Origin of the sequence: Burkholderia sp. SIMBA_062, assembly GCF_046534765.1 — a bacterium.
GTDB classification, from domain to species: domain Bacteria; phylum Pseudomonadota; class Gammaproteobacteria; order Burkholderiales; family Burkholderiaceae; genus Burkholderia; species Burkholderia ambifaria.
The window spans coordinates 1-287 of sequence record NZ_JAWRYD010000195.1; the positions used below are offsets into that span (position 1 = coordinate 1).

Sequence of the window (287 nt, forward strand, 5' to 3'; positions counted from 1 at the left end):
GGGTAGCGCTCCAAAAAGGCCGGCACGTGCGGCAGGACAAACGCATGTGCGAGCGCTGTCGGACAGGCTACGCGCAAAAGCCCCGATGGGTCGACTTTGTTCCTGAAGGACGATTCGGATTCATCCACCGCATCCAGGATGCGCCGGATGTCGGCATAGTAGCGTTCACCCTCCGGCGTCAGGGAGAGCTTGCGCGTAGATCGGTGGAGCAAGCGCGTTTGCAAATGATCCTCCAGTGCCGCTACATAGCGGCTGACATTGGGCTGCCCCAGCCCCAGATCGCGCCC

The 287-nt window shown here is 62.0% G+C and carries 1 protein-coding gene; it reads right to left on the reverse strand.

The genetic code is table 11. The features are described 5' to 3' along the window. Positions 1-287, reverse strand: a 287-nt coding sequence (locus SB786_RS36000; RefSeq protein ID WP_410731545.1) for a LysR family transcriptional regulator, incomplete at both ends; no start/stop codon positions are given.